This window comes from Streptomyces sp. ITFR-6, assembly GCF_031844725.1.
Classification (GTDB): domain Bacteria; phylum Actinomycetota; class Actinomycetes; order Streptomycetales; family Streptomycetaceae; genus Streptomyces.
In genome coordinates, this window is sequence record NZ_CP134612.1 from 4,094,484 (window position 1) to 4,116,715 (window position 22,232).

General features: G+C 68.4%; 15 protein-coding genes. 12 read left to right on the plus strand and 3 right to left on the minus strand.

What is annotated here, in order from left to right; all coding sequences use genetic code 11:
- Positions 1-81: 81 nt before the first annotated feature.
- Entirely contained in the window at positions 82-1,200 is a 1,119-nt protein-coding gene (locus RLT59_RS18525) for a lipid II:glycine glycyltransferase FemX (protein ID WP_311304429.1), read from the plus strand.
- 154 nt (positions 1,201-1,354) lie between these two features.
- A complete protein-coding gene (locus RLT59_RS18530; RefSeq protein WP_311304430.1) occupies positions 1,355-2,386 on the plus strand; it encodes an alanine racemase in 1,032 nt (343 codons plus the stop codon).
- A 56-nt stretch (positions 2,387-2,442) separates the two neighbouring features.
- Here the strand turns inward: RLT59_RS18530 and RLT59_RS18535 are convergent, their stop codons facing one another.
- Together RLT59_RS18535 and RLT59_RS18540 are read right to left on the minus strand one after the other, a co-directional pair.
- Positions 2,443-3,939 (minus strand): glycosyltransferase family 87 protein, encoded by a 1,497-nt coding sequence (locus tag RLT59_RS18535; protein ID WP_311304431.1) that lies wholly within the window; start codon positions 3,937-3,939, stop codon positions 2,443-2,445.
- Positions 3,940-4,061: 122 nt separating this feature from the next.
- On the minus strand, positions 4,062-6,818 hold the full coding sequence (locus tag RLT59_RS18540; RefSeq protein ID WP_311304432.1) for a transglycosylase domain-containing protein: 2,757 nt from the start codon (positions 6,816-6,818) through the stop codon (positions 4,062-4,064).
- Positions 6,819-7,220: 402 nt separating this feature from the next.
- On the opposite strand from RLT59_RS18540, the gene RLT59_RS18545 reads away from it, so the two are divergent.
- From RLT59_RS18545 to RLT59_RS18565, 5 genes are all read left to right on the plus strand, one after another.
- Entirely contained in the window at positions 7,221-7,925 is a 705-nt protein-coding gene (locus RLT59_RS18545) for a helix-turn-helix transcriptional regulator (RefSeq protein ID WP_311304433.1), read from the plus strand.
- A 62-nt stretch (positions 7,926-7,987) separates the two neighbouring features.
- On the plus strand, positions 7,988-9,070 hold the full coding sequence (locus RLT59_RS18550; protein ID WP_311304434.1) for an inositol-3-phosphate synthase: 1,083 nt from the start codon (positions 7,988-7,990) through the stop codon (positions 9,068-9,070).
- Between the two features lie 256 nt (positions 9,071-9,326).
- Positions 9,327-10,463, plus strand: a complete 1,137-nt coding sequence (locus RLT59_RS18555) for an IS30 family transposase (protein WP_399126920.1) — start codon at positions 9,327-9,329, stop codon at positions 10,461-10,463.
- Positions 10,464-10,540: 77 nt separating this feature from the next.
- On the plus strand, positions 10,541-11,809 hold the full coding sequence (locus RLT59_RS18560; protein WP_311304436.1) for an MFS transporter: 1,269 nt from the start codon (positions 10,541-10,543) through the stop codon (positions 11,807-11,809).
- A gap of 277 nt (positions 11,810-12,086) precedes the next feature.
- Positions 12,087-12,470, plus strand: coding sequence for an LppU/SCO3897 family protein (locus RLT59_RS18565; RefSeq protein WP_311304437.1), 384 nt, complete (start codon positions 12,087-12,089; stop codon positions 12,468-12,470).
- A gap of 133 nt (positions 12,471-12,603) precedes the next feature.
- On the opposite strand, the gene RLT59_RS18570 is transcribed toward RLT59_RS18565, so the two are convergent.
- Positions 12,604-14,046: a CCA tRNA nucleotidyltransferase gene (locus tag RLT59_RS18570; protein ID WP_311304438.1), complete on the minus strand. Its 1,443-nt coding sequence runs from the start codon at positions 14,044-14,046 to the stop codon at positions 12,604-12,606.
- A gap of 183 nt (positions 14,047-14,229) precedes the next feature.
- Between RLT59_RS18570 and RLT59_RS18575 the strand changes: the two genes are divergently transcribed.
- The 5 genes from RLT59_RS18575 to RLT59_RS18595 all read left to right on the plus strand — a co-directional run bounded on the left by RLT59_RS18575 (position 14,230) and on the right by RLT59_RS18595 (position 22,212).
- On the plus strand, positions 14,230-16,527 hold the full coding sequence (locus tag RLT59_RS18575) for a DUF6049 family protein (protein WP_311304439.1): 2,298 nt from the start codon (positions 14,230-14,232) through the stop codon (positions 16,525-16,527).
- A gap of 49 nt (positions 16,528-16,576) precedes the next feature.
- Entirely contained in the window at positions 16,577-18,733 is a 2,157-nt protein-coding gene (gene murJ, locus RLT59_RS18580) for a murein biosynthesis integral membrane protein MurJ (protein ID WP_311304440.1), read from the plus strand.
- A 128-nt stretch (positions 18,734-18,861) separates the two neighbouring features.
- Positions 18,862-20,553 carry a protein kinase family protein gene (locus RLT59_RS18585; RefSeq protein ID WP_311304441.1) on the plus strand — a complete coding sequence of 564 codons (1,692 nt, stop codon included), beginning with the start codon at positions 18,862-18,864 and terminating at the stop codon, positions 20,551-20,553.
- Positions 20,554-20,578: 25 nt separating this feature from the next.
- Positions 20,579-21,280 (plus strand): RNA polymerase sigma factor SigM, encoded by a 702-nt coding sequence (sigM, locus tag RLT59_RS18590; RefSeq protein WP_311304442.1) that lies wholly within the window; start codon positions 20,579-20,581, stop codon positions 21,278-21,280.
- A complete protein-coding gene (locus RLT59_RS18595; protein WP_311304443.1) occupies positions 21,277-22,212 on the plus strand; it encodes an anti-sigma factor family protein in 936 nt (311 codons plus the stop codon). Before sigM ends, RLT59_RS18595 begins: the two co-directional genes overlap by 4 nt.
- Positions 22,213-22,232: the final 20 nt, after the last annotated feature.

Genomic DNA, 22,232 nt, shown 5'->3' on the forward strand with positions numbered 1-22,232 from the left:
CGCTTCCCGGTCACAGTAGGCTTCGGCGCGAGAGCCGGAGCCCCTGACCGATGGGGACACACCTGCCGAGGAGCGCCCCGCATGAGCCTGACCCTGAGGACCATCAGCCGAGAGCAGCATCTGGCGTACATCCAGAGTCTGCCCGCGGCGAGTCACATGCAGGTCCCGGCATGGGCGGATGTGAAGGCCGAATGGCGCTCGGAGAGCCTGGGCTGGTTCGACAAGAGCGGCGAGCTCGTCGGCGCCGGCCTGGTGCTCTACCGGCAGCTCCCCAAGATCAAGCGATACCTCGCTTATCTTCCCGAGGGCCCGGTCATCAACTGGTACGCCCCGAACCTGACCGACTGGCTGCAGCCGATGCTGACGCATCTCAAGCAGCAGGGCGCCTTCTCGGTGAAGATGGGCCCGCCGGTCGTCATCCGCCGCTGGGACGCCCACGCGATCAAGGCCGGTATCCAGGACCCCGACGTGAAGCGCCTGCGCGACGTCGAGGCAACCCACATCGAGCCCCGCGCCTTCGAAGTCGCGGACCGGCTGCGGAAGATGGGGTGGCAGCAGGGCGAGGACGGCGGCGCCGGCTTCGGTGACGTACAGCCTCGCTACATCTTCCAGGTGCCGCTGGCGAACCGTTCGCTCGAAGACGTCCACAAGGGCTTCAACCAGCTCTGGCGGCGCAACATCAAGAAGGCCGAGAAGGCCGGCGTCGAGGTCGTCCAGGGCAGCTATGCGGAGCTCGCCGAGTGGCAGCGGCTGTACGAGATCACGGCCGAGCGCGACCACTTCCGGCCGCGCCCGCTCGGCTACTTCCAGCGCATGTGGACGGCCCTCAACAACGAGGACCCCAACCGGATGCGGCTGTACTTCGCCCGGCACGAGGGTGAGAACGTCGCGGCCGCGACCATGCTGATCGTCGGCGGTCACGTCTGGTACTCCTACGGTGCGTCGGCCAACCACAAGCGTGAGGTCAGGCCCTCGAACGCGATGCAGTGGCGGATGCTCCGCGACTCCTACGCCATGGGCGCCACCGTCTACGACCTGCGCGGCATCTCCGATTCGCTGGACGAGACCGACCACCTCTTCGGCCTGATCCAGTTCAAGGTCGGCACCGGCGGTCAGGCCGCGGAGTACCTCGGTGAGTGGGACTTCCCACTCAACAAGCTGCTGCACAAGGCGCTCGACATCTACATGTCCCGCCGCTGATCCGGGGCACAAGGATCCATGGTGCGCGGATCCACGAGACAACGATCCGTGGCGCAAGGCTGACGAAATCGGCTTCATTCGTTTCAATGGGCTCTTCAAGTAGCTCTTCACACCTCTGATACACCGCAGCCACCAGAAAGGTTCCGGACCGGCCATGGCGCTCTCCCTGTACGTCGACACCGCGCGCTGGCGGGCGCACCAGAAATCCGTGCTCGATCAGTTCCCCGGGCTCGTACCGGTCTGCAAGGGCAACGGGTACGGCTTCGGTCACGAACGGCTGGCCGACGAGGCGATCCGCTTCGGCTCCGACACGCTCGCGGTCGGCACCACCTACGAAGCAGCCCGGATCAAGGACTGGTTCAGCGGCGATCTGCTGGTGCTCACGCCGTTCCGGCGGGGTGAGGAGCCGGTGCCCCTGCCCGACCGGGTCATCCGTTCCGTGTCGTCCGTGGACGGGGTGCACGCCCTGGTGGGCGCCCGGGTCGTCATCGAGTGCATGAGCTCGATGAGGCGGCACGGCGTCAAGGAGGAGGAGCTCGGGCAGCTGCACGCCGCCATCGAGGACGTACGGCTCGAAGGCTTCGCCCTGCACCTGCCGCTGGACCGCACGGACGGCTCGGACGCGGTCGAGGAGGTCATCGCCTGGATGGACCGCCTCAGGGCGGCCCGGCTGCCGCTGCACACGATGTTCGTCAGCCACCTGCGGGCAGAGGAGCTGGGTCGGCTCCAGCAGCAGTTCCCGCAGACCCGTTTCCGCGCCCGCATCGGGACCCGGCTCTGGCTCGGCGACCACGAGGCGACGGAGTACCGGGGCGCGGTGCTCGACGTCACGCGCGTCGCCAAGGGCGACCGGTTCGGCTACCGGCAGCAGAAGGCCGCGTCCGACGGCTGGCTGGTGGTCGTCGCGGGCGGTACCTCGCACGGGGTGGGCCTGGAGGCCCCGAAGGCGCTGCACGGCGTGATGCCGCGCGCCAAGGGCGTCGCCCGCGCGGGCCTGGCGACCGTCAACCGCAACCTGTCGCCGTTCGTCTGGGCCGGCAAGCAGCGCTGGTTCGCCGAACCGCCGCACATGCAGGTGTCGATCCTGTTCGTGCCCTCGGACGCGGAGGAGCCGAGGGTCGGCGACGAGCTGGTGGCCCACCTGCGCCACACCACCACGCAGTTCGACCGCCTCGTAGACCGCTGAGCCGCTCCGGGGCCGCCGCATCGCGGCGGCCCCGGAGCGCTCACCCGTCCCGTAGCTCAGTCGGCGGCCGGCGAGCCTGCGGCGCTCCACTCCACGCGCGGTCCCTCGACCGTGAGCGCGGCATGGCGAGGCGGACGTCCGGCCGCACGGCCCAGCACGAAGGCGTCCGGCGCCCCGTCGAGCACCCCGCCGGAGGGATCGTCCGAACCGTCGCGGCGCACACCGTCCCGCTCCGGCATCAGGATGTCCCGCACGACCACGGCGCAGAGGTACAGCGTGCCCAGCAGATGCAGGGCGATGGCGAGCTGGTAGCCCTCCGTCGGCAGGCCCTGGTGCTTGTCGCCGCTCGTCGTGTAGGCGAGGTACATCCAGATCCCCAGGAAGTACATGACCTCGCACGCCTGCCAGATCAGGAAGTCCCGCCAGCGCGGCCGGGCCAGTGCGGCGAGGGGGATCAGCCACAGCACGTACTGCGGTGAGTAGACCTTGTTGACGAGGATGAACACCGCGACGACGAGGAACGCGAGCTGCGCGAACCGGGGCCTGCGCGGCGCCGTCAGCGTCAGCGCGCCGATGGCGGCGCACAGCCCGACCGTCGCCAGCGTCGAGACGGTGTTGACCGTGCTGACGTCGATGGACTCACCGGTGCGCTGCGTGATGATCAGCCAGAACGAGCCGAAGTCGATCGAGCGTTCCTCGCTGAAGGTGTAGAACTTCTTCCAGCCCTCGGGGGCGAACACCATCACCGGCAGGTTGACGACCAGCCAGGAGGCCGCGGCGCCGAGCGTCGCCACCCAGAACGCCCGCCATTTCGCGGCCCGCCAGCACAGCACGAAGGCCGGGCCCAGCAGCAGCACGGGATACAGCTTGGCGGCCGTGGCCAGCCCGATCAGGATGCCGAACGCCAGCGGCCGGCTCCTGGACCACATGAGCATCGCCGCGGCCGTGAGGGCGACGGCCAGCAGGTCCCAGTTGATCGTGGCGGTGAGCGCGAAGGCGGGTGCGAGAGCCACCAGGAGGCCGTCCCAGGGACGGCGCCGGTGCGTGCGCGCGACACAGACGGCGATGATCGCGGTGCAGATCATCAGCATGCCCGCGTTCACCAGCCAGTACACCTGCTCCTGGTGCTGGATCGAACCGCCCGGGGTCAGCCAGGCCGCGATCTGCATGAACACCCCCGTGAGGACGGGGTACTCCAGATACTGCATATCGCCGGGCAGCCGGTCGAAGTAGGGCACCAGGCCGTCGGAGAAGCCGCGCCCGGCGTACAGATGCGGAATATCGGAGTAGCAGGCGTGGGTGTACTGGGAGCCCGCGCCCTGGAACCAGGCCCAGTTGTAGCAGGGCAGCTTCTGCACCATGCCGAGCGCGAACATCCCCAGCGCGACCAGCGCGACGGCACCCACGGGGGTGAGTGCGGTACTGCCGAGCCGCGACCAGCGGCCCGACCTCCCGCCGATCAGCTCGCTGCCGGCCGTGGCGACCTCGTCCTCACGCGTGGGCCGTACGACGGACCGTTCCTGCTGCACGCTCGTGTCCTCTGCACTTGGCATGCCGCACATCCTGCCGTACCGGACTGTGCGAACGGCGAGGGCCGCCGCACCCCGTGGTGCGGCGGCCCTCGCCATGGCTGTCGGACTGCCCCGCGCCGGCCTGCCCGGCCGGGCGGAGGCCGCTACCCGTTCGCACCTCCGAGGATGCCGTTGTTGCCGTTCCCGTTGCCGTTGCCGTTCCCTCCGTCGCCGGCGGGCGGGCTGGAGCCACCGGGATCGCCGTTGCCGGCCGTTGTCCCCTCCGTGGTACCGGGTGTGCCGCCGTCGTCCCCGCCGGTCGTGCCGGCGTCGGCGCCGCTGTTGTCCCCTCCGTCGGACGTACCGCCGTTGTTGTTCTGGCAGTTCCAGTCCCAGGCACCGCAGCTCTCCGTCGGGTCGGGCGGCGACGGCGGCGAGGCCGGAGCGCTCGGCGGGGGCGTGTCGGACGGCGTTATGGACGGGCTCGGCGGGGGCGTGTAGCTGGGCGTCGGCTTGGGGCTGCTCGCGCCGCCGCCGTAGAGCTTGTCGCCGATCGGCTCCGCCTTCGGGAAGTCCACGACCTTCTTGCCCTGCATGGCTTCCGCCATGTAGTCGTGCCAGATCTGGGCCGGGAACGAGGCGCCGTGGATCTTCTCCTCGCCGCCGGTCCCGTACATCTTCTCGAACTTACGGTCCTTGTGCTTCTCGTTGTCGTCCAGCCGGTACATGCTGATCGCCGTCGAGAGCTGCGGGGTGTAGCCGACGAACCAGGCGGAGAGGTTGTCGTCCGTCGTACCCGTCTTGCCCGCCACATCGCGGCCCGGAAGCCTCGCGGGCGTACCCGTACCGTGCTCGACGACGTTCTTGAGCACGTCGGTCACGTTGTCGGCCACGTTGTTGTCGAAAGCGCGCTTGGTGACCGTCTCGTGCTGGTACATCACTTCGCCGAGCTTCTTCACCTGGGTGACCGAGAACGGCTCCCGCTGCTGGCCACTGGCCGCGAACGTGGCGTACGCACCGGCCATCCGGATCACGCTCGGCGAGGACGTACCGATGGAGAACGACGGAACGGTCGAGTTCGCCATGTTCTCGTCGTCCTTCAGGCCGGCGGCCATCGCCGCCTCCTTCACCTTGTCCGTGCCCACGTCCATACCCAGCTGGACGTAGGGGGAGTTGGCGGAGACCTCCATCGCCTTACGAAGCGTGATGTTGCCCTCGGAGTGGTTGCCGTCGTTGGTCTGCAGCCACTCCTCACCCTTCGCGTTGGTCCAGACCTGGCCGTTGTACTTCTTGATCTTCAGCTTGTTGTCGCCGTTGTAGACGCTCAGCGGCGAGACCTTCTCGCGCTGCGAGTCGTTCTGGTCCTCGCCGAGCTCGGGGTCCCGTCTGCCGTGTTCCATCGCGGCGGCCAGCACGAAGGGCTTGAAGGTCGAACCCACCGCGGCGCCGGTCGGGTCGGCGTTGTTGGTGTAGTGCTGGGTCGCGTCCTTGCCGCCGTAGATCGCCTTGATGGCACCGGTCTCCGGATCGACCGAGCCGCCACCGAACTGGACGTGGGTGTCCTTGTCGGGGCGCTTCTTGGGGTCGATCTTCTCGTCGTAGACCTTCTTGACGGCCTTGTTGAGCTGCTCGACCTTCTTCCTGTCGAAGGTCGTGTGGATCTCGTACCCGCCCCGGTTGAGCATCTCGGCGGTGACACCGCGGGTGTTGTTCGCGAGGAAGTACTTCCGGGCCAGCTCGACCAGGTAACCCGTCTGCCCGCCCAGCTGGGCGTCCTTCTTCAGCGGCTTGGGCGTCGGGAACGTCCGGTACTTGTCGTGATCGGCCTTCGACAGCCGGCCGTCCTTGAACTCCTCGTCCAGGATCCACCGCCAACGCTCCTTCGCCCGGTCCAGGTTCTTCGCCGGCGTCGCCTGCTCCGGGTCGACGTCCGGAGCACCCGCCGGGTCGTAGTAGCTGGCGCCCTTGAGCAGCGTCGCCAGGAAGGCGCACTCGCTCGGGTCCAGCTTCGCGGCGTCCTTGCCGTAGTACGTACGGGCGGCCGCCTGGATACCCGAAGCACCCCGCCCGTAGTACGAGACGTTGAGGTACCCGGCCATGACCTCCTTCTTGTTCCCCTGCTCGCCGACCTTCAGCGTGATGAAGAGCTCCTCGACCTTCCGGCTCAGGGTCTGTTCTTGGGAGAGCCGCGAGTTCTTCACGTACTGCTGCGTGATGGTCGAGCCACCCTGCGTCTGGCCGCCCTTGGCCATGTTCCACAGGGCGCGGCCGATGCCCATCGGGTCGATGCCCTTGTCGTGCTCGAAGGACTTGTTCTCCGCCGAGATGACGGCGTTGCGCATCGCCTCCGGGATCTGTTCGTAGGCGATGACCTGGCGGTTGGCCGCACCACCGGTCGCGACCATCTGCGTGTTGTCGGACCAGTAGTAGACGTTGTTCTCCGCCTTCGCGGCATCGTTCACCTCGGGCATCGTCACCATCGCGTACGCGAGGCTGGCAACGCCCATCAGAAGGCCCACGAAGCCGATGCACAGGCCGGAGACGAGCTTCCACGACGGCACCCAGCGCCGTACGCCGTGCTTGCCGGCGCGCGGGTAGTCGATGAAGCGCTTCTTGGCCGGGCGCTGGCTTCCGCGCCCTCGGCCCCGGCCGGGGCCCTCGGCCCCGTCGTCGCCACCGCAGCCCCGGCGCCGTCCTCCGCCGTCGGAACCACCGCGGCCGCCGGAACCGCGCTGAGCGGCCCGTCTCGCGGCGGCTCGCCCGCCGTACGGGGTTTCCCCGCCGTGCGGACCGGAAGGTGATTCAGAAGTCACGCTACGTGACGGTGCTGCGCGGCGTCCTGAGGACTGCTGGGTGGCTCGTCTGGTCGCTGCGCGCCCGCCACCTTGCGGCTGCGGTGCTTTGCGACGGTGCTCGCTCATCGAACGACTACTCCTCGGGCAGGCGAGAACGCCTGGAAGCGGCAGTTGAGATCCGGTCCCCCCGAATTACGGACCAGCCCTGCGACGGGCACGTCCGCAGCACATCCGGTCAGTACGCGGGGACTGACGCGGTCGGGCGTCACGCGGTTCCCGGTGGTCTGCATGCCGGACAGACTACGCACGGTCAAAACCCTCCTAGGACCGAACTTCACCTCAAATTACGCAAGTCGGTTCCCAAGAATTAGTTATGTGACGCCGTTCACTAAGGCCGCCCTTGCCCCGGCGGAGACTCCGATCTATCGTGCTGATGTATCGAGTCGATACATCAGCTCGGTACATCGGCTCGGCATAACTGCCCGGCACAGGGACGGACGAGAGCACTCGGAGAAGGAGGAGGCGAGGTTGAGCAGACGCTCCGGCATCCTTGAGTTCGCTGTCCTCGGGCTGCTCCGCGAGTCCCCGATGCACGGCTACGAGTTGCGTAAACGTCTCAACACATCGCTGGGGATCTTCCGCGCCTTCAGCTACGGAACCCTCTACCCGTGCCTCAAGACGCTGGTCGCCAATGGCTGGTTGATCGAGGAGCCGGGAAACGCTCCACCAGACCTTCCGCCCGGCTCCGGCCGCGCGGTGGCCCCCTCCTCTTCTCTGGCAGGGCGCCGCGCCAAGATCGTCTACCGATTGACGGCGGAAGGTAAGGAGCACTTCGAAGAGCTGCTCTCGCACACCGGCCCGGATTCCTGGGAGGACGAGCACTTCGCTGCTCGTTTCGCCTTCTTCGGACAGACGGAGCACGAGGTGCGGATGCGGGTGCTGGAAGGCCGTCGCAGCCGGCTGGAGGAGCGTCTTGAGAAGATGAGTGCCTCTCTGGCCCGCACCCGCGAGCGTCTCGACGACTACACACTTGAGCTTCAGCGACACGGCATGGAGTCCGTGGAGCGCGAAGTGCGCTGGCTGAACGAGCTCATCGAGAGCGAGCGGTCGGGACGGGATCAGCGACGATCCTCGCCCGAGGGCTCAGCTCAGCAGAACACCGCAGGAGAGCCGGACGGCCTGCCCCGGCGGGGTAACAACCCGCCGGATCCGTCCGGCGACACCGCCAAGTGAGATCTCCGCAGATCCGCGGGGCCCTCATCAGGAACATCCATTACACACAGGGAGCAACCGGAATGGGTTCGGTTCGCGTAGCCATCGTCGGCGTGGGCAACTGCGCCGCCTCGCTGGTCCAGGGCGTCGAGTACTACAAGGACGCCGATCCGGCCGGCAAGGTGCCCGGCCTGATGCACGTCCAGTTCGGCGATTACCACGTACGGGACGTCGAGTTCGTCGCCGCCTTCGACGTCGACGCGAAGAAGGTCGGCCTCGACCTCTCGGACGCCATCGGCGCCAGCGAGAACAACACCATCAAGCTCTGCGACGTGCCGAACGCCGGCGTGACCGTCCAGCGCGGCCACACCCACGACGGTCTCGGCAAGTACTACCGGGAGACCATCGAGGAGTCGGCCGAGGCCCCGGTCGACATCGTCCAGATCCTCAAGGACCGCAAGGTCGACGTTCTGGTCTGCTACCTGCCCGTCGGCTCCGAGGTCGCTGCGAAGTTCTACGCGCAGTGCGCCATCGACGCCAAGGTCGCGTTCGTCAACGCCCTCCCGGTCTTCATCGCCGGCACCAAGGAGTGGGCGGACAAGTTCACCGAGGCCGGTGTCCCGATCGTCGGCGACGACATCAAGTCGCAGGTCGGCGCCACCATCACGCACCGCGTGATGGCGAAGCTCTTCGAGGACCGGGGCGTCGTCCTGGACCGCACGATGCAGCTGAACGTCGGCGGCAACATGGACTTCAAGAACATGCTTGAGCGTGAGCGCCTTGAGTCCAAGAAGATCTCGAAGACGCAGGCCGTCACCTCGCAGATCCGCGACCGCGACCTCGGTGCGGACAACGTCCACATCGGCCCGTCGGACTACGTGGCCTGGCTGGACGACCGCAAGTGGGCGTACGTGCGCCTTGAGGGCCGCGCCTTCGGTGACGTTCCGCTGAACCTTGAGTACAAGCTTGAGGTCTGGGACTCCCCGAACTCGGCCGGTGTCATCATCGACGCCGTCCGCGCCGCGAAGATCGCCAAGGACCGCGGCATCGGTGGCCCGATCCTCTCCGCGTCCTCGTACTTCATGAAGTCCCCGCCGGTCCAGTACTTCGACGACGAGGCCCGCGAGAACGTCGAGAAGTTCATCCGGGGCGACGTCTCCAACTGACGCCACCTGAGCAGGGTCCGCTGTCCGGTTCAGGCTGAATCCGGAGGATCGGCCCCAGGTATGTCGGTGCGGGAGCCCGGGAGCGGTAACGCTCCCGGGCTCCCGCACCGTTGAGGGTCCCCGGGTAATCCTTGAGTTCTAGTGGTCGTTGCAACACTCCAGCTCAGGGGATGCGATGGACTTCGAGATACGCAAGGACCGGGGGCCGCAGGGGCCGCGGAAGCTGACCCGTGAGCGGGCGGCATGCTTCCAGCTCATGCAGCAGGGCTGCAGCAGCAGGGAAGCCTGCCGGATCGTCGGTATCAACCTGCGGACCGGCAGGAAGTGGCGCGACGGGTCACACGCGCACATCGGCAAGAAGAAGGCGGCGCCTCCGGTCCACCAGGAGGCGCCGTCTTCTGGCCCGTCCCGCTACCTGCGTGAGGCCGACCGTATCCACATAGCCGACCGGCTGCGGGAGAAGGCCACGGTCCGCGCGATCGCCGCCGAGCTGGGCCGCAGCCCGTGGACAGTCAGCCGTGAGATACGCCGCAACCGGCACCCCGGCAACGGTCAGTACCGGCCGCACGCCGCCCAGGCCCGCGCCGATACCCGCCGGCCCCGCCCCAAGGCGGGGAAGATCGGCCAGAACCCCGAACTGCGGGACTTCATCCAGGACCACCTGACCCTGCGCTGGAGCCCCGAGCAGATCTGCCACGCTCTCCACAGACGGTTCCCCGACCGGCCGGAGACGCACGTGACCCACGAGACGGTCTACCAAGCCCTCTACGTCCAAGGACGCGGCGAACTACGGCGCGAACTCACCCGGGCCCTGCGGACCGGCCGCGCCCGCCGCCGCCCCCACCGCCAGGCAGCCAAACGCCAGCCCCGCTTCACGACCCCGATGGTCATGATCAGCGACCGCCCGGCAGAGGCCGAAGACCGGGCCGTCCCAGGCCACTGGGAAGGGGACCTCATCATCGGCAAGAACAGCGGATCGGCGATCGGCACCCTCGTCGAACGCAGCACCCGCTACCTGATGCCGGTCCACCTGCCCGGCGACCACAGCGCCGAAAGTATGCGCGACGCCCTGACCGACACCGTGAAAACACCGCCGCCCCACCTGCTGCGGTCCCTCACCTGGGACCAGGGCTCCGAGATGGCCGCCCACCACGCCTTCAGCATCGCCACCAACATCCCGGTCTACTTCTGCAACCCCGCCAGCCCCTGGCAACGCGGCTCGAACGAGAACACCAACGGCCTGCTCCGCCAGTACTTCCCCAAAGGCACCAACCTCGCCACCCACAGCCGCGACCACCTCGACGCCGCCGCCGCCGAACTCAACAGCCGCCCACACAAAACGCTCGGCTGGGAAACCCCAGCCGAGCACCTGCATAAACTACCCGCGGCCTGAACAACCGACCACGTGTTGCAACGACCCCTCGAATTCGCCATCCCCCGGGCCCCTCAACGTATGTGACCCTTGCTCCCATGCCCGTCGTGCGCGACCTGCGCGTTCTCCTGCGCCTTCGGAACTTCCGCCGCCTGCTGGCCGTACGGGTGCTGTCCCAGTCGGCCGATGGCGTCTATCAGGTGGCGCTCGCGACGCATGTGGTCTTCTCCCCGGAGAAACAGACATCGGCGGGCGCCATCGCCTCCGCCATGGCCGTGCTCCTGCTGCCCTACTCGCTCATCGGCCCGTTCGCCGGAGTGCTGCTGGACCGCTGGCCCCGACGCCAGGTCTTCCTCTACGGCAACCTGCTGCGCGCCGGGCTCGCCTGCTGCACCGCACTCCTGATCCTGGGCTCCGCCCCGGACTGGCTCTTCTACACATCGGCCCTGTGCGTCACCGCCGTCAACCGCTTCGTCCTGGCCGGCCTCTCCGCCGCGCTGCCGCGCGTCGTCGACCAGGAACGGCTGGTGCTGGCAAACTCCCTCTCCCCGACCGCCGGCACGCTCGCCGCGACGGCGGGCGGTGGCCTCGCCTTCGTCGTACGGCTCCTGCTGTCCGACTCCGACGCGGCGGTGGTGCTGCTGGGCGCTGGGCTCTACCTCGCCTCGGCGGGTACGTCCCTGACCCTTGCCACCGGGCTCCTCGGCCCGGAGCGGGGCAGCGGCCGCCTGTCCCTGCGCAGGGCGCTGGCCACGACCGCCCGCGGTCTCGGTCACGGGCTGCGCCATCTGGCGGAACGCAGGCACGCCGCACGGGCGCTGGCCGCCATGACGGTGATCCGCTTCTGCTACGGGGCGCTGACGGTGACGGTTCTGATGCTGTGCCGGTACGCCTGGGCGGACACCGAGGCCCATGGGCTGGCGCTGCTCGGTCTGGCGGTGGGGGTGTCCGGGGCGGGGTTCTTCGCCGCGGCGGTGCTGTCCCCGTGGGCCGTGGCGCGGCTCGGACGGTTCCGCTGGATGACGGTGTGCGCGGCCGCCGCAGCCGCTCTCGTACCGGCGCTGGGGCTCTGGTTCACCCCCACGCCGATGCTCGTCGCCGCGTTCGTGCTCGGCCTCGTCACTCAGGGGGCGAAGATCGCGACGGACACGGTGGTGCAGACCTCGGTGGACGACGCCTTCCGCGGCCGGGTGTTCTCGCTCTACGACGTGCTGTTCAACGTGGCCTTCGTGGGCGCGGCCGGTGTAGCCGCTCTCATGCTGCCTCCTGACGGCAGGTCGGCCGCGGTGGTGATCACAGTGGCCGCGCTCTACGCCCTGGTGGCCGTGGCCCTGTACCGCTGGAGCCGGACCCGCGAGGTCGTATAGCGTGCGCGCGTCAAAGAAAGCAGTGCAGGATTCACGGGGGTACGCGCATGACCTATCCGCCTCAGCAGGGCCCTGGACCATACGGGCAGCAGGCTCCACAACAGCCCTACCCGCCGCAGCAGCAGCCCGGATACGGCTACCGCAGCAGCCCGGATACGGCTACCCGCAGCAGCCGGGATACGGCGCGCCTCAGCAGCCCTATCCGCCGCATCAGGGGCAGCAGCCCTGGGGAGGCCCGCCCGGCGGCCCGGCACCGCAGGGGATGCCTCCACAGGGAATGCCCCCGCAGGGCCCGCCGCAGAACCCGTCCGGCGGTAAGAAGGCCTTCCTCGCGGTGCGCAACCTCGTCATCATCGTGGTGGCTCTCGGCGCACTGGCGGGCCTCAAATTCGGCTGGGCCAAGATATTCGAGTCCGACGCCAAGGCCGCAGCGGTAGGCGACTGCCTGGAGAACAAGGGCACCAACCTCAGCCCGGACATGAAATTGGCTGACTGCGGTTCGAACGCCGCCGAGTTCGAGGTCGTCGCAGTACACGACGACACCTCCGAGACCGATCTCTGTGACGCGAAGAAGTACGTCGCGTACACCGAGACCTCGGGCAGCCGGAAGAGCCGGAGCAGCGTGGTGCTCTGCCTCATGCCGATCAAGCCCGGCGGCTGATCCTCCGGAACGGAAGCGGGACCGGGCGAGGGTGCTGTTTCACGTGAAACAGCGCCCTCGCCGTATGAGCTGCCGGTCATGTTTCACGTGAAACATGACCGGCAGCCCTCCCGTCCGTACCGCCCGGCGGAACTCAGTCCTGCGATTCCCACCACTTCTTGAGCTCTGCCACTGCCTCGTCATGCTCCATCGGCCCGTTCTCCAGGCGCAGTTCCAGCAGAAACGCGTACGCCTTGCCGATGACCGGTCCGGGCCCGACGTCCAGGATCCGCATGATCTCGTTGCCGTCCAGGTCCGGCCGGATCGCGTCGAGCTCTTCCTTGTCCTGCAGTTGCGCGATGCGCTCCTCCAGCGCGTCATAGGTGCGCGAGAGGGCGGACGCCTTGCGCTTGTTGCGCGTGGTGCAGTCCGAGCGGGTGAGCTTGTGCAGCCGCTCCAGCAGCGGGCCGGCGTCACGTACATAGCGGCGGACCGCCGAGTCGGTCCACTCCCCGTCGCCGTACCCGTGGAAGCGCAGATGCAGCTCCACCAGCTTCGAGACGTCCTTGACCATGTCGTTGGAGTACTTGAGGTCGGTCATCCGCTTCTTGACCATCTTGGCGCCCACCACCTCGTGGTGATGGAACGAGACCCGGCCGTCCTTCTCGAAGCGCCGGGTCCTCGGCTTGCCGATGTCATGGAGAAGCGCGGCAAGCCGCAGAACGAGGTCCGGGCCGTCCTCCTCCAGGTCGATCGCCTGCTCCAGAACGGTCAGGGAGTGCTCGTACACATCCTTGTGACGGTGATGCTCATCACTTTCGAGGCGGAGCGCGGGGAGCTCGGGAAGGACCTGTTGTGCCAGCCCAGTGTCGACAAGAAGCGCCAGACCCTTCCGTGGGTGCGAGGAGAGAAGGAGCTTGTTGAGCTCCTCACGGACCCGCTCGGCGGAGACGATCTCGATCCGCCCCGCCATTTCCGTCATCGCCTCGACCACATCGGCAGCCACTTCGAAGTCCAACTGCGCGGCGAAGCGCGCGGCTCGCAGCATGCGCAGCGGGTCGTCGGAGAACGATTCCTCGGGGGTTCCGGGAGTACGCAGGACGCGCTCCGACAGGTCCTCGATGCCACCGTGGGGGTCGATGAAGTCCTTCTGCGGCAGCGCGACAGCCATCGCGTTGACCGTGAAGTCACGTCGAACGAGGTCGTCCTCGATGGAGTCGCCGTAGGAAACTTCCGGCTTGCGCGAGGTTCGGTCGTACGCCTCGGACCGGTATGTGGTGACTTCGATCTGGTAGCCGTCCTTCTGAGCGCCCACCGTGCCAAAGGCGATCCCGACCTCCCACACCGAGTCCGCCCAGGGCCGGACGATCTTCAGGACGTCCTCGGGACGGGCATCGGTAGTGAAGTCCAGGTCGTTCCCGAGCCTGCCCAGAAGTGCGTCCCGGACCGAGCCGCCGACCAGGGCGAGACTGAATCCGGCATCCTGGAATCGGCGGGCGAGATCGTCGGCGACCGGGGACACCCGGAGCAGTTCACTGACTGCGCGGTGCTGCACCTGGGTCAGGACACTGGCGTTGTCTTCATTGGCATTCGGCACAACAGAAAAGGGTACGTGCCCGGACCGGCCCGGACGTCATGGTTTCCTTCAGCCCTGCGAGACTCTCCCGATCATGTGCCGTACACCCCAGCACTTAGCCGCCGCGCACATCGTTACCATGCGTGGACGCAGCAACGGACGACGATCGACAGCAGCTCATGACGACGAGGGACGGGTAGGCGCGTGGCCGAGGCGGCAGACTTCCAAGGGATGAGTCCCTCTCCTGCCCGCCGGTGGCTGCGGCGCACAGCCGCCGTGCTCGCCGGGGCTCCGCTCATCGCCGCCCTGCTGGCCGGGGCAGCCGCTCCGGCGGCACAGGCCGGCGTGCCGGACAAGGCCCCGACGAGCTCCGGGACGGTCGCGGTGTCCCTGGACACGGTGACTCCGAGTGCCCCGGTGAAGGGGGACACCCTCACCGTCTCCGGCACCCTGACCAACAAGAGCAAGGAGACCGTCACCGCGGCTCAGGTCGATCTGCGCGTGGGCCCCCGGCTCTACAGCAGGACGTCGATCGACGCGGCCAACCGGCGCACGGGATATCTGCCCGGTGCCGACCCGTCTCCGGTCGGCGGCAAGTACACGGTGAAGATCGCCAAGCTGCCCTCCGGGATCAGCCAGGACTTCACCCTGTCCGTGCCGGTCAGCAAGCTGGGGCTCGGCGACGACGGCGTGTACCAGCTCGGCGTCACCCTGTCGGGCCGGACGTCCCACACCCTGTACGACCAGGTGCTCGGGATCGAGCGGACGTTCCTCCCCTGGCAGAGCGAGGACCGCGATTCCAAGCCCCGGATCAGTTACGCCTGGCCCCTGATCGCAGCGGCGCACCTCACCGCGGAGACCGGCTCCGACTCCCAGCAGACCCCGGTGTTCGCCGATGACGGGCTGGCCGCCGAGATCGCTCCGGGCGGCCGCCTGGAACAGATGGTGTCGCTGGGCAGGCAGCTGCCCGTGACGTGGGTCATCGACCCGGACCTGCTGGCCAGCGTGGACGCGATGACACGGGACTACCGGGTCAAGTCCGGTGACACCACGATCGCCGGTACGAATCAGAACGTGGCCAAGCAGTGGCTGAGCTCGCTGGAGGCGGCGGTGACCGAGGGCAAGGTCATCGCGCTGCCGTTCGGTGATCCCGATCTGGCATCGATCGCGCACCGCGGCAAGAACGTGTCGGGCACCCTGAGCCACCTCCAGAACGCCAGCGAGGTGGCCGTGACGACGGTGCAGACGATCCTGCACCTGAAGCCCTCGACGGACTTCGCGTGGCCGGTCGACGGTGCCATCGATCCGTCGATCGTGGACGTGGCCACATCGGCGGGCGCCCACAACGTGATCTCCCGCAGCGACAGCCTCCAGGAGAACGGCGGCCTGGTGTACACGCCCACCGCCGCCCGGCCGATCGGCGGCGGCACCACCGCCGTGGTCTCCGACTCCCGGCTCTCCACCGCCTTCCAGGGCGATATGACGAAGGCCGGGGACTCCACGCTCGCCGTGCAGAAGTTCCTCGCCCTCACGCTCTCCCTGGCCGAACAGGACACGGACAAGGACCGCAGCGTCGTCGTCGCGCCCCAGCGGATGCCGACCGTCGCCCAGGCCCAGACGATGGCCCGTGCCCTGCACGCCCTCGACGACGATCGCTGGACGCAGTCCCAGGGGCTGATCCAGGCGGCCGAGGGGAAGCCCGACGCGAAGGCGACCACACAGGTCCCCCGGACGTCCCGGTACCCGAAGAAGCTGCGCAGCCAGGAGCTGCCCACCCAGGCCTTCCAGGACATCAAGTCCACCCAGGCCTCCCTCAACAACTTCCAGGTCATCCTCACTCAGCCCGAGCGCGTGGTGACCCCCTTCGGCAACGCGGTCAACCGCTCCATGTCGACGTCGTGGCGGGGCAGGCCGCTGGAGGCCCAGCAGTACCGGGATTCGGTGCGCACCTATCTGCAGGGCCTCGTCAACGAGGTCCAGCTGATCTCGAAGTCGGACGTCACCCTGTCCGGGCGGAGCGCCACCATCCCGGTGACGGTGCAGAACAGGCTGTTGCAGGACGTCGACCACCTGGTGCTGCGGCTGAAGTCGGAGAACGCGACGCGGCTCAAGCTGAACGACGGCGGCGCTGTGGCGGAGCAGCCGATCCAGATCGCCGGCGGTCACAGCCAGTCCGTGAAGTTCGACGCCGCGGCCAACATCAACGGCCAGGTCCAGATGACCGCCCAGCTGTACACGGAGGACGGCACCCCGTACGGCGCGGAGATGAACTTCACCGTGAAGGTGTCCGAGCTGACGCCGACCGTCCTTCTCGTGATCGCCGGCGGACTGCTGCTCCTGGTCCTCGCCGGCATCAGGATGTATGCACATCGCAAGCGCGCCAACGCGGGCGGCGCGGCGGGCGACGACGGCAGTGAACCCGAGCAGCCGAGTGACCCGACGCCGGACACCGGTCCCGAAAGCACGGAGCCGTCGGGCACGGGTGAGAAAGTGGACCGTTGAGCGATGTCTGTCGTGGCCGGTCGGCCGGGGACGATGAGGTGGGGTTTCGATGAACGCGCCGTACGACGGTGATCGCGGTCAGGGTACGGGCGGAGCTGGGTTTTCCGGCGGTCCTCCGGTGCCCCCTGATCCGGAGCAGGTGCCACCGGCACACGATCCGTATCTGCAGGCCGCGTACGACTACGACCCCTACCGGGCGCAGGACCTCTCGGCACAGGATCCGGTGAACGAGGCCCTGTACGACCGGGCGGCGCATCCGCCGCCGCCCCCCGGCACCTACCAGCAGCCGCAGCCGCTCTACCAGCAGCCGCCTGCCGCCCCATACGCCCCCGACCCGCGGATCTGGGCACAGACTCCACCGCCCGAGCCCGACGGCCCCTCCCGGCACCTTCCGTACGGCGACGACGCGGCGACCACCCAGTTCGTCGGCGTGGACGATCTCGTCACCCAGGCCTCTGCGGGGCGCGACGAACCCGACGCGTTCGCCCACCTCTTCCGGGACCAGGAGGGCCCGGCGGGCTCCCCCGTCCCTGAACGGCCAGAACCGGCCCCTGCACCCGTACCGCCGAAGTCCGGCGGCCGGGCCTCCGGGCTGCTGAAGTCCAGTGCGGTCATGGCGGCCGGCACCCTCGTCTCACGGCTCACCGGATTCGTACGCAGCCTGGTGATCACCGCGGCGCTCGGCGCGGCCCTGCTCGGTGACAGCTTCATCATCGCCTACACGCTGCCGACGATGATCTACATCCTCACCGTGGGCGGCGGCCTCAACTCGGTGTTCGTCCCCCAGCTCGTCCGCTCCATGAAGGACGACGAGGACGGCGGCGAGGCCTACGCGAACCGGCTGCTGACCCTGGTGATGGTCGCGCTCGGCGTGATCGTCGCCCTGGCGGTCTTCGCGGCGCCCTGGCTCATTCATCTGATGTCGCCGACGATCGCCAACGACGCGGCGGCCAACAACGTGGCCACGACCTTCGCCCGGTACTGCCTGCCCACAATCTTCTTCATGGGCGTGCACGTCGTCATGGGCCAGATTCTCAACGCCCGCGGGAAGTTCGGCGCGATGATGTGGACCCCGGTCCTCAACAACATCGTCATGATCTTCACCTTCGGCATGTTCATCTGGGTCTACGGCACCTCCGCCGATTCCCACATGCGTGTGCAGACGATCCCGCCGGAGGGCGTGCGGCTGCTCGGTGTCGGCACCCTGCTCGGTCTGATCGTCCAGGCGCTGGCGATGATCCCGTACCTGCGCGACGCCGGCTTCCGTTTCCGTCCCCGCTTCGACTGGAAGGGGCACGGGCTGGGCAAGACGGTCAGCCTGGCCAAGTGGACAGTCCTGTTCGTCTTCGCCAACCAGGCCGGTGTCATCGTCGTCACACAGCTGGCGACCGCGGCCGGTAAGGCGTCCGGTCGGGACGGGGCGGGCTTCCTCGCCTACTCGAATGCCCAGCTGATCTGGGGCATGCCGCAGGCGATCATCACCGTCTCGGTCATGGCCGCCCTGCTGCCCCGTATCTCCCGTGCCGCCCACGACAACGACCCGGGCGCGGTCCGCGACGACATCTCGCAGGGCCTGCGCAACTCCGCCGTGGCCATCGTGCCGGTCGCCTTCACCTTCCTCGCCCTGGGCGTTCCGATCTCCACCCTGCTGTACGCCTCCACCGGTCCTGAGGCCGCCCGTTCGATGGGCTACATCCTGATGGCCTTCGGCCTCGGGCTGATCCCCTACTCGGTGCAGTACGTGGTGCTGCGAGGGTTCTACGCCTACGAGGACACCCGCACCCCCTTCTACAACACGGTCATCGTCGCTCTGGTCAACGCGGCCGCCTCGGCCATCTGCTACGTCGCCCTGCCCGCCCAGTGGGCGGTGGTCGGCATGGCGGCCTCGTACGGCCTCGCCTACGCCGTCGGTGTCGGTATCGCGTGGCGCCGGCTGCGGAACCGTTTGGGCGGCGATCTGGACGGCGCCCACGTCCTGCGCACCTACGCCCGGCTCTGCCTCGCCGCGATCCCCGCGGCACTGATCGGCGGCGGTGTGGGGTTCGCCCTTCTCCACGCGCTCGGCGACGGCGCATCGGGCTCGCTCCTCGCGCTGGTCTGCGGTGGGATCGTGCTGCTGGGTGTTTTCGTCGTCGCGGCGAAGCGGATGCGGATCGAAGAGATCAACGGCATGGTCGGCATGATCCGGGGACGGCTCGGCCGCTGAAGATCACCGGCCCGCACAACCATCTCCGGCCCCTGCGTGTCGTGCATGGTGCCGGAGTATGGGCACAATTGGCGTGACTGTGCAGAGCTGGCTGGCATCGCGCAACGGATGGGGAGGCAGGAACGACGGTGGCGGAACGTAGCACGGCTGCCGTTGACGTGGCCGACAACAGCGGCAACAAGCCGCTGTCCGCCAAGGCGGACGAGGCCACGACCGACGGCACGGCAGAAGCCCAGGAATCAAAGGGCGCAGGCCCCCAGGAAGCGGTGGACGAACCGGCAGACGCCGATGCCACCGTGTCTTCCCCCGATCTGCACAGCGGTCACAAACTCGCCGGGCGCTACCGTCTGGAGGAGTGCGTCACCCGTCTGGACGGTTTCAGCAGCTGGCGCGCCGTCGATGAGAAACTGCGTCGCGCGGTGGGCGTCCATCTCCTCCCCGCCGACCACCCGCAGGCCCGCTCGGTGCTGGCCGCGGCCCGTTCCTCCGCGCTGCTCGGCGACCCCCGCTTCGTGCAGGTCCTCGACGCCGTGGAGGAGAACGACCTCGTCTACGTCGTTCACGAATGGCTTCCGGACGCCACCGAGCTCACCGCGCTGCTCGGCGCGGGTCCGATGGACGCCCACGACGCCTACCAGCTCGTCAGCCAGATCTCCCAGGCCATGGCAGCTGCGCATCGCGAGGGACTGGCCCATCTGCGGCTCACTCCCGGCGCGGTGCTCCGCAGCTCCTCCGGTCAGTACCGGATCCGCGGTCTCGCGGTGAACGCGGCACTGCGCGGCATCACCTCCGAGGGCCCCCAGCGCGCCGACACCGAAGCGATCGGCGCCCTGCTCTACGCCGCGCTGACCCAGCGCTGGCCGTACGAGAGCGACGCCTACGGCCTCACCGGGCTCCCCAAGGGCGTGGGCCTGATCCCGCCCGACCAGGTACGGGCCGGCGTACACCGCGGCCTCTCCGAGATCGCCATGCGGGCGCTCGCCAACGACGGCGCCACGGCCTCCCGCCAGGAGCAGCCGTGCACCACGCCCGACGAACTGTCCAAGGCAGTCGCGGCGATGCCGCGCATCCGCCCGCCCGAGCCCACGTTCACCGCACCGCCCGAGTACCAGCGGACCACCTACCAGCAGGGCACCTACGGACGTCCCGCCGTACCCGGCGCCCCTCCCACCCAGTCCATGCACGCCGTACCGCCCGCCCCGCTCCAGAGCCGCACCGGCAAGGCACTCAAGTGGGCCGTCTCCGCGCTGCTCATCGCCGCACTGGGCCTCGGCAGCTGGCAGCTCGCGGAAACCCTCCTGAACCGCGACAGCAAGTCGGGCGACCCGGGTACCACGCAGAGCAACCCGGAGAACGGCGACGCCCCGCCGGTCGAGAAGAGCAAGCCCGTCCGGATCGTCAGCGCCAAGGACTTCGACCCGCTCGGAGACGGGACCGAGAAGCCTCAGGACATAGATCACGTCTACGACGGAGACGTGAACACGTACTGGCACACCGACGGCTACTACTCCGCCGACTTCGGGAACCTGAAGGAAGGCGTCGGGGTCGTACTCGATCTCGGAGAGGTCCAGCGGGTCCGCAAGGTGGACGTGACGTTCCTGGGCGGCACCACGTCGGCCGAGTTGCGCACCTCCAGCGATGCCACGGCACCGACAATGCCCAACAGTTTCAGCAAGGTTGCCGAAGGTTCGGGCACAAACGTGTCACTCAAGCCCGGCGAGCCCGTTCAGGCGCGGTACCTTCTGGTCTGGCTCACCAAGCTGCCGCCGAGCGAGGGGACCTTCCGGGGCAAGATCTCGGACATCAAGGTCACCAGCTGACAGCACCGAGGGAGGGGGCTCACCGTTGGACGACACCAGATTCGCCGACTCGACTGATCAGGACCTTCTGGCCAGCCACGTAGCCGGTGAGCCGGACGCCTTCGGTGAGCTCGCACGGCGACATCGCGACCGGCTGTGGGCTGTGGCTCTGCGCACCCTGGGCGACCGCGAGGAGGCGGCAGACGCCGTGCAGGATGCCCTCGTCTCCGCCTTCCGCGCCGCCCACACCTTCCGCGGCCAGTCCGCCGTGACCACCTGGCTGCACCGCATCACCGTCAACGCCTGTCTCGACCGGATCCGCAAGGCGTCCTCCCGGAAGACCTCGCCCGTCAACGACCCGGAGCGGCTCGACCAGCTTCTGGAGCCGCACGAGTCCGCCGAGGCGCCGGCCGAGCGACAGGACCTGCACCGCGAACTGTTCGCGGCCCTCGCCACTCTCCCCGCCGCACAGCGTGCGGCCCTCGTCCTCGTCGATATGCAGGGGTATCCGGTGGCCGAGGCCGGTCGCATCCTCGACGTGCCGGTCGGCACCGTGAAGAGCCGCTGCGCCCGGGGCCGCGCCAGACTGGCCCCGCTGCTCACCCATCTCCGGGGAACCGGGGACAGCGGTGAGCGGGATACGGGAAGGAACCGGACGGCGAGGACATCCGTCCCACCGGCAGCGGGGCCAAGAGACGCGGGAACAAGCGATCCAGCTGGAGTGAAGGGCGGAGGTGGGCGGACATGACATCGACAACCGACACGCCCCAGCACCCGGACGTCTCAGAGATCTCCGACCTCACCGAGGGCGTGCTCTCACCTCCGCGCACCGCTGATGTCCGCCGCCACGTGGACGGCTGCGAGCTCTGCTCCGACGTCCAGGCCTCGCTGGAGGAGATCCGCAGCCTGCTGGGCTCCATGCCTGCCCCGCAGGCCATGCCCATCGACATAGCGGACCGCATCGATGCCGCGCTCGCCGACGAAGCCCGTGCCGTTGCTTCCGCTTCCGACACGGAGGCAGATGTTTCACGTGAAACAGAGCCGGCCGCTAGCGGGCAGGAGCTCGCGGACCGCCCCGCCGGGCATGCGCGCGCTGCCACCGGTCCCGGCCGCAGTCCCGTGCGCCGACGCCGCCGCAGGGCGGTGCTCGGCACCACACTGGGTGCTGCCGTAGTCGGTGTCAGCGTCTTCCTGCTGCAGAACATCCCCACGTCACACAACTCCGCCGATGTCAGTGCCTCTGACCAAGGAACCAGCGCCAAGAAATCCGACTCGCAAGCGTTCTCGCAGTCCACGGTCCAAGAGCGTGTCCGGAGTCTGCTGAGTTCCAGCACGGAACCGTCGGACCCGGAGAAGCCGGCCGGCCAGAATCAGGCACCTTCCATCGACACGAAGTCCTCGCCGGAGACCGAGCCTCCCGGCTCGGCGTCCCCGCAGGCGCCACTTCGCGCTCCGGCAGTGACTGTCCCTTCCTGTGTGGAGAAGGGGATAGGACGGAACGCCGCCGTCCTCGCTGTGGAGAAGGGCACCTATCAAGGCGCGGATGTCTTCCTCGTCGTCCTTCCTCATCCCACCGACACGACCCGGGTCGAGGCCTACGTCGTCGATGCCGCATGCGTCGGCGCGGACCCTGGAGTCAAGGGGAAGCTGCTGCTGACCCACGCCTACGCCCGCCCCTGAGCATCACGCCGGATGCCGCC

Excerpts from the sequence above, each read along its gene's own strand:
- RLT59_RS18525 (WP_311304429.1), top strand. The coding sequence starts at position 82 with ATGAGCCTGACCCTGAGGACCATCAGCCGAGAGCAGCATCTGGCGTAC.
- RLT59_RS18530 (WP_311304430.1), top strand. The coding sequence starts at position 1,355 with ATGGCGCTCTCCCTGTACGTCGACACCGCGCGCTGGCGGGCGCACCAG.
- RLT59_RS18535 (WP_311304431.1), bottom strand. The coding sequence starts at position 3,939 with ATGCCAAGTGCAGAGGACACGAGCGTGCAGCAGGAACGGTCCGTCGTA.
- RLT59_RS18540 (WP_311304432.1), bottom strand. The coding sequence starts at position 6,818 with ATGAGCGAGCACCGTCGCAAAGCACCGCAGCCGCAAGGTGGCGGGCGC.
- RLT59_RS18550 (WP_311304434.1), top strand. The coding sequence starts at position 7,988 with ATGGGTTCGGTTCGCGTAGCCATCGTCGGCGTGGGCAACTGCGCCGCC.
- RLT59_RS18555 (WP_399126920.1), top strand. The coding sequence starts at position 9,327 with ATGCAGCAGGGCTGCAGCAGCAGGGAAGCCTGCCGGATCGTCGGTATC.
- RLT59_RS18560 (WP_311304436.1), top strand. The coding sequence starts at position 10,541 with ATGCCCGTCGTGCGCGACCTGCGCGTTCTCCTGCGCCTTCGGAACTTC.
- RLT59_RS18565 (WP_311304437.1), top strand. The coding sequence starts at position 12,087 with ATGCCCCCGCAGGGCCCGCCGCAGAACCCGTCCGGCGGTAAGAAGGCC.
- murJ (WP_311304440.1), top strand. The coding sequence starts at position 16,577 with ATGAACGCGCCGTACGACGGTGATCGCGGTCAGGGTACGGGCGGAGCT.
- RLT59_RS18595 (WP_311304443.1), top strand. The coding sequence starts at position 21,277 with ATGACATCGACAACCGACACGCCCCAGCACCCGGACGTCTCAGAGATC.